The sequence below is a fragment of the Streptomyces sp. SID10853 genome, from assembly GCF_010548145.1.
Classification (GTDB): Bacteria; Actinomycetota; Actinomycetes; order Streptomycetales; family Streptomycetaceae; genus Streptomyces.
Genome location: NZ_JAAGLN010000003.1, coordinates 108,200 through 114,199 on the forward strand (window position 1 = coordinate 108,200; position 6,000 = coordinate 114,199).

At 71.1% G+C, this 6,000-nt stretch carries 6 protein-coding genes; 1 reads left to right on the forward strand and 5 read right to left on the reverse strand.

What is annotated here, in order from left to right:
• Positions 1–13: 13 nt before the first annotated feature.
• From G3I19_RS02055 to G3I19_RS02070, 4 genes are all read right to left on the reverse strand, one after another.
• Positions 14–1,162, reverse strand: a complete 1,149-nt coding sequence (locus tag G3I19_RS02055) for a permease (RefSeq protein WP_164258778.1) — start codon at positions 1,160–1,162, stop codon at positions 14–16.
• A gap of 197 nt (positions 1,163–1,359) precedes the next feature.
• Positions 1,360–2,649, reverse strand: coding sequence for an FAD-dependent monooxygenase (locus tag G3I19_RS02060; protein ID WP_164258780.1), 1,290 nt, complete (start codon positions 2,647–2,649; stop codon positions 1,360–1,362).
• Positions 2,650–3,039: 390 nt separating this feature from the next.
• Entirely contained in the window at positions 3,040–3,885 is an 846-nt protein-coding gene (locus tag G3I19_RS02065) for a class I SAM-dependent methyltransferase (protein ID WP_164258782.1), read from the reverse strand.
• A gap of 46 nt (positions 3,886–3,931) precedes the next feature.
• Positions 3,932–4,375, reverse strand: coding sequence for a hypothetical protein (locus tag G3I19_RS02070; RefSeq protein ID WP_164258783.1), 444 nt, complete (start codon positions 4,373–4,375; stop codon positions 3,932–3,934).
• Between the two features lie 261 nt (positions 4,376–4,636).
• Between G3I19_RS02070 and G3I19_RS02075 the strand changes: the two genes are divergently transcribed.
• Entirely contained in the window at positions 4,637–5,032 is a 396-nt protein-coding gene (locus tag G3I19_RS02075) for a TOBE domain-containing protein (protein WP_164258785.1), read from the forward strand.
• A gap of 187 nt (positions 5,033–5,219) precedes the next feature.
• On the opposite strand, the gene G3I19_RS02080 is transcribed toward G3I19_RS02075, so the two are convergent.
• On the reverse strand, positions 5,220–6,000 hold a 781-nt coding region (locus G3I19_RS02080), incomplete at its 5' end, for a helix-turn-helix domain-containing protein (RefSeq protein WP_164258787.1).

The following is a 6,000-nucleotide window of genomic DNA, read 5'->3' on the forward strand; positions in this document are numbered from 1 at the left end:
GGGGGTGTTGGTGTCAGCCCTGCCCGCCCTGGGTGTCAGCGCCGCCCATCATGCGGAGCATGTCCCTGCCCCCTGTCCGGAAGAACCGCACCAGCAGTGTGCCGCCGAGGATCAGGAAGGCGATGTTCAGCCAGGTCGTGTAGTTCCAGCTGACGCCGCCCGCCGGGACCGTCGCGTCGGCCCGGTCGGGGATGAGCCCCAGGCCGCCGAAGGCGAATTCGACGATGTACCCGGCGACGACCATGGCCGCGTAGAAGGTGGCGAGCAGGAAGGCGGTCATCCGCGTGCCGTAGTACTTCCGGTAGATGGTGAGGATCGGCAGGATCAGCAGGTCGGCGAAGATGAACGCCAGGACACCGCCGAAGCTGATGCCGCCCTTCCACAGCACGACCGCGAGCGGCACGTTCCCGATGGAGCACACGAACGAGGCCATGGCGACCAGCGGGCCGATGACCGGGCCCCACAGTTTGGACGCCAGCGGGTGGCCGTCGAAGAAGAAGGTGCGCCAGAAGGAGTCCGGGACCCAGGCGGCGATCGCTCCGGCGACCAGCAGGCCGATCACCAGGTCGCGCAGGATCGCCATCCACTCCATGACGAAGACGTGCGAGGTCGCCGTGAAGGCTTCCCGGGAGAACAGCCGCCGCCCGAAGGAGCCCTCTCCCCGGACGGACATGTCCATCGCGGCGTGGCCCTCCATCGACCCGGCCAGACCGCGCCCGGCCTGCTCGCGCGCCTGGCGCAGCAGTCGGTCGCGCAGGAAGAGCCGGAAGAGCAGTGCCAGCGCGATGATCATGAGGGGGCCGCCGGTGAACTCGGCGGCGGTGAACTGCCAGCCCATCAACAGGGCCAGGATGACGCCGAGTTCGACGACCATGTTGGTCGAGGCGATCTCGAAGGCCATCGCCGCGGTGAAGTTCGCGCCTTTACGGAAGAGCGAGCGGGCGAGCGCCACCGCCGCGTAGGAGCACGAGGACGAGGCGACACCGAGTCCGGCCGCTACGGCGAGGGTGCGGGGGCGGTCGTCACCGAGGAGGGAGACGACGGTGGACTTGCGTACCACCGCCTGGACGACAGCGGACAGAGTGAACCCGAGAATCAGGGCCCAAGTGATCTCCCAGGTCATGGAACCGGCGATCGACAGTGCGTGCAGTACGGCTTGCATCCGTGCAGCCTCCCTGCCGCGGCGCGTTCCGGCCCGTGGACACGCGGGGCACACCGCCGCACCGGCAAACGGCGCCCGGGCAAGCCCTGCCCCGGCCGCCTGCGGCAGCCGGGCCTGCCATTAGGCGGCCCTGTCAGTAGCCACCTCTGTCAGTAGCCGCCTCTGTCAGTAGCCGCCTCCGTCAGTAGGCGGCCCTGTCAGTAGTCGGGCAGCTCGAAGAGTGTGGCGGCGCGGAAGGCGGCCGTCTTCTCGAAGGAGGGTTCATCGAAGGACGACACGTTCTGGGGATCGGAGCCCGAGCCCGGGGCAGGGGCCCCATCGGCCGGTTCACCCTCGGCCGTACCTGCTTCCCGGCCTGCCGCCTGGCCCGCTTCCCTGTCTGCTTCGCGCATGCCCAGGTCCAGCAGTGCCTGATTGGCCGTCACATACCCCCGCAGCCCCTCCTCGTAGGCGGCGAAGGCGGCCCGGTGGTCACCGCCGGCCCTGTGCAGCTCCCCGGCGAGTACGTAGGCCGCGGTCAGCGCCACACTCGTGCCCTGCCCGGTGGCCGGGGAGCAGCAGTATCCGGCGTCGCCGAGCAGGGCGACACGGCCGCGGGTCCAGCGGTCCATACGGATCTGCGCGATCACGTCGTAGTGGAAGGAGTCCGCCTCCCACATCGCCTTGAGGAAACGCGGTACCTCCCAGCGAAGCCCGGCGCAGTACTCGGCCACCAGCCGCTTCTGCTGCCCGGTGTCGCGCGGCAGCAGCCGTTCGAGCGGCTCGTCGGAGTCGAAACCGACGAAGACCCGCAGCTCCTTGTTGTCCCGCACGGTCATGGCCATGCAGCCCCAGGCGCTCTCGCTGCCGCCGGTCCGGTGGACGACCTCCCAGCGGTCGAGGCCGAGGTGGTTGGGGGCGCTCCACGAGGCGATGTAGGTGCCGACCGGGTGCAGGTAGTCGGTCTCGGGGCCGAAGACCAGGCGGCGGGTGGCCGAGTGCAGGCCGTCGGCGCCCACGACCAGGTCGTACGCACGCTCCTTACCGCTCGCGAAGCGGGCCTGTACGCCGTCCGCGTGCTGGACGAGGGTGGTGAGCGAGTCGCCGAACAGATACTCGACGCCGGGCCCGGCCGCCCGTACCAGCAGTCCGGCCAGCTCGTCGCGGAGTATCTCCACGTCCGGGCTGTCGATGGGGCCGCCGCTGGCCGTCCGCTCGGTGGTACGGCACAGTTCGCGGCCGTCCCCGTCGACCTGGGACATGCCGCGCAGGCCGGTCGCCCCGGCCCTGACGTCCTCCAGCAGGCCCATCCGCTCGATGACACGGAGGGCGCTGCCCCGTACGTCCACCGCTTGCCCGCCGCCGCGGAGGTCCGGTGCGCGTTCGACGACGGTGACGCGGAAGCCGTAGCGGTCCAGCCAGTAGGCGAGGGCCGACCCCGCGATACCCGCACCGGAGACCAGGACGGAGGTGGTACGTGAGCGGTGCGGGCGCGTGCTGTTCGGCATGGTGGACCTCCCGGATTCGGTGCCGTACGGCCATCCTCGGCGCGGTCACCGACAGGCCGCCGACACAGCACCGATGCGGCACCGACACAGAACTGACAGGGCGCCGACACTGTGCGAACGGAGCCGGCGCACCCCGTCCGTCAGGGGCGCTGGACCGCGAGGGTGTGATGGAACACGGCGCGGTAGAAGTCCCGTACCCAGGCGAGCCCGGCCGCGTCGTCGGCCTCGTCGGCCCAGACGGTGTGGAAGTCGGCCTTGAGGATCGCGTCGCGCTGGGCGGCCGCGGTCGCCGCCGGGCGGACGGTGTTGACCTGGCCCCCGTACCCGATCAGTTCCAGCGAACCGGCCTCGGTTCCGGTGGAGTTCGTCAGATGCCGTCGGACGGACCGGTCAGCTGAGGTCCTCGCGCAGCCGTGCCGTCGCGACGTGGATCCTGAAGACGCACGGGACCTGTCCGTCCGGTGCGGTCATCTCCCGCATCTCGGCGAAGAAGGCCGCACGCAAGCGCTCGACGGTGTCCTGGTCGAGGGGGCCGAGGTCGTAGAGGCCGGACACGGAGGCCCATACCTGCTCCGCGGGGCCGCTCAGATCGATGGGAACGCTCTCCCACTCCACCGCCGTGAAGCCCACCGCTCCAAGGATCTCGTCGAGCCCCTCACGTCTGCGGGTCCTGCGGTCACCCAGCGACGGAACGCGCCGCGATGCGGGCAACTCCCCGATGGTGGAACGGAGCAGCCCGATGAAGCGCTCGTAAGCCTCGCCACCGAGGGCGCCGTGTCCCAGTACACACGCGAGCATCCCGCCGGGAGACAGCACACGGGCCACCTCGGCCGCCACGCGGTCGATCTCGCCCATCAGCATGAGCGCCATGTGCGAGACGCAGGCGTCGAAGCTTCCGTCGGCGAAGGGCAGCTCCTGGGCGCGGCCTTCTGCGAGCCTCGCCCCTGACAGCGCCGGCCGGCGCCGTGCCAGCGCCAGGGAATCCGGGGACAGGTCCAACCCGGCCAGCTCTCTGCCGTCGGTGCGGGCCAGGAGCTCCAGCAGCAGACCGTCGCCACAGCCGAGGTCAAGCACCCGCCTGCTTCCGGCCACTTGGTCGCACAGGATCTCGTAACTGGACCGGCCGTCGGGAGCCCGGCCGCCGCCGAACGCCTCTGCGGTCACGGCTGGACGCCCGGCGTGGAAGGCCAGCAGGAATGCCTCCTGCGATGCGGTGGAGGATGCGGTAGCGGTCATCCGGTCAACCTACGGCGCGGCCCTCAGCGGCGCACGGCCCCGTCGGCTACCGCCCGGCGAACAGCTCGCGCAGGTGTTTGCCGTTGACCGTTGCGACGATGCCCAGCAGCACCAGCCCGCAGAGGCCCTGGTCGGTCTTCATCCACAGGGGGAACGTGCCGGGCAGCGCGATGATCAGTGCGATGACCGGCACCATGACCCCGGAGAGGATCCGGAGCCTGCGGTACGCGCCGCGGGAGCCGCGCGCGGCGCGTGCGGCGCAGAGACAGGTGACCGATGCGCTGAGGACGACGAAGCCGCCGCGGGTCCAGACGGCGTCGTTCACCGCGGAGGTGTTGTTGCGGAGCAGGGCGATGACCGCCAGGGTCGCGACGCTGATCGCGAGGTAGCCCGTGGCCAGCAGCTTCGTGGTGCGGAAGGCGGCGAGGCTGCGGGGGTGGTTCAGGCGCTCATGGGAGAGCGGGGCCGGGTGCGGGCTCCGGGCGTTCATGGCGGTCCTCTCTGCTGTTGTCCACTGCTGTGTCGTTCACTTGCCTGTCGTTCACCTGCGGTTGTCCGCGGCGCTGTTGTCGGGCATCGCGCTGTTCCATGGTCCGGCCCGGTCTGCCGCCCTCTCGTCGGCCGCGGGGACGAACCGGTACCCGGGCGCCGTCAGGGTCCTGGAGCCGCTGTCCCGTACGGGCCCGCCCTGACGGCCGGCCTACCGCGATCCGCCCGTTCGCTTCCGGCGGGCAGGCTCTAGGGTGCTGGAATGCCGTCGTACAGCATTGGCCAGGCAGCGGGACTGCTCGGTGTGAGCCCTGAGACCGTCCGCCGCTGGGCCGACGGGGGGCAGATCGCCATGGACCGGGACGGTTCCGGCAACCGCGTCATCGACGGAGTGAGCCTCGCGGCCTTCGCCAAGGGGCGGGCCGAGGGCCTGCATCCGGTGCCGGGGGAGGTCTACACCTCCGTACGGAACTCGTTCGCCGGGATCGTCACCCGGGTCACCGTCGACGATGTGGTCGCCCAGGTCGAAATCCAGTCGGGGCCGCACCGACTGGTCTCCCTGGTGAGCCGGGAGGCCGTCGATGAGCTGGGCATCGTGGTCGGCGTCACCGCGACGGCCCGGGTGAAGTCGACCAATGTCCATGTCGACCGGCAGTAGGCCTGCGGACAGGGGCCTGCGGACAAGGGCCCGCGGACAAGGGGCATGCGAACAAGGGGCATGCGGCAGGCCGCATGCGAACAAGGGGCATGCGGCAGGCGTCAGCGGTAAGCCCGCCGATCAGCCGTAAGCCGCCGACAGCCGCACTTCATGTGACGGCCTCAGCGGCGGGCCGCCCTCAGAGGCACTAGCGGCACTTCAGCGCGGCGTGCAGATCGAGCTTGTCGTCCAGGTTGGAGAGTCCGCGGCCGGTCAGGGCCTCCACGCGCTGGATGCGGTAGTGCACCGTATTGACGTGCAGATGCAGGGCCTCCGCGGTGCGGGTCCAGGAGCAGTTGTGGTCGAGGAAGGACTCCAGCGTCTCCAGGAGCACACGGTGCGAACTGCTGGAGCCATCGGCCAGGGGGCCCAGGGCGTTGGCGCTGAAGGCCGTGCGTACGTCGGTGGGGATACCGGCCAGCAGCGCGTCCAGTGAGGTGAGGTCGTCGACCGCGGTGACCCGGTCGGCCCCCGCCGACGTGGTGGCCGCGGTGGCCAGCGCGTAACGGGCCTGCCCCAGAGCCGAGTTGAGGCCGCCGGGCCCCGGGGTGCTGTCGCTGATGCCCGCGTGCAGCGGGGTGTCGGGGGAGCAGGCGTGCAGCAGCGACCACGCCTGGTCGACAGCGGGCCGTCCGGAGTCCTCGTCCCGGCCCGTGTGCAGTACGGCCACCGCTGTGCCGCCGGGCCGCAGCCCCACCGCGAACGGGCCGGCCGCTGCATGGCTCAGTGCCTCGGTCAGTGCGGCCCGCGCCGCGGCCCCCTCGTTCTGCTGTGCGCTGTGGGCACCCAGCGCGGCCACGATCACGCGGTAGTGGCCGCGCGCCGGGAGGCCGCAGGCGGTCAGCGCGGAGTCCAGGGCCGTCGCGTCGGAGACCGGGGAGTCGACCAGCGCCAGCAGTTCGTCCGCGGCCCGCAGCCGCGCCGCCCGG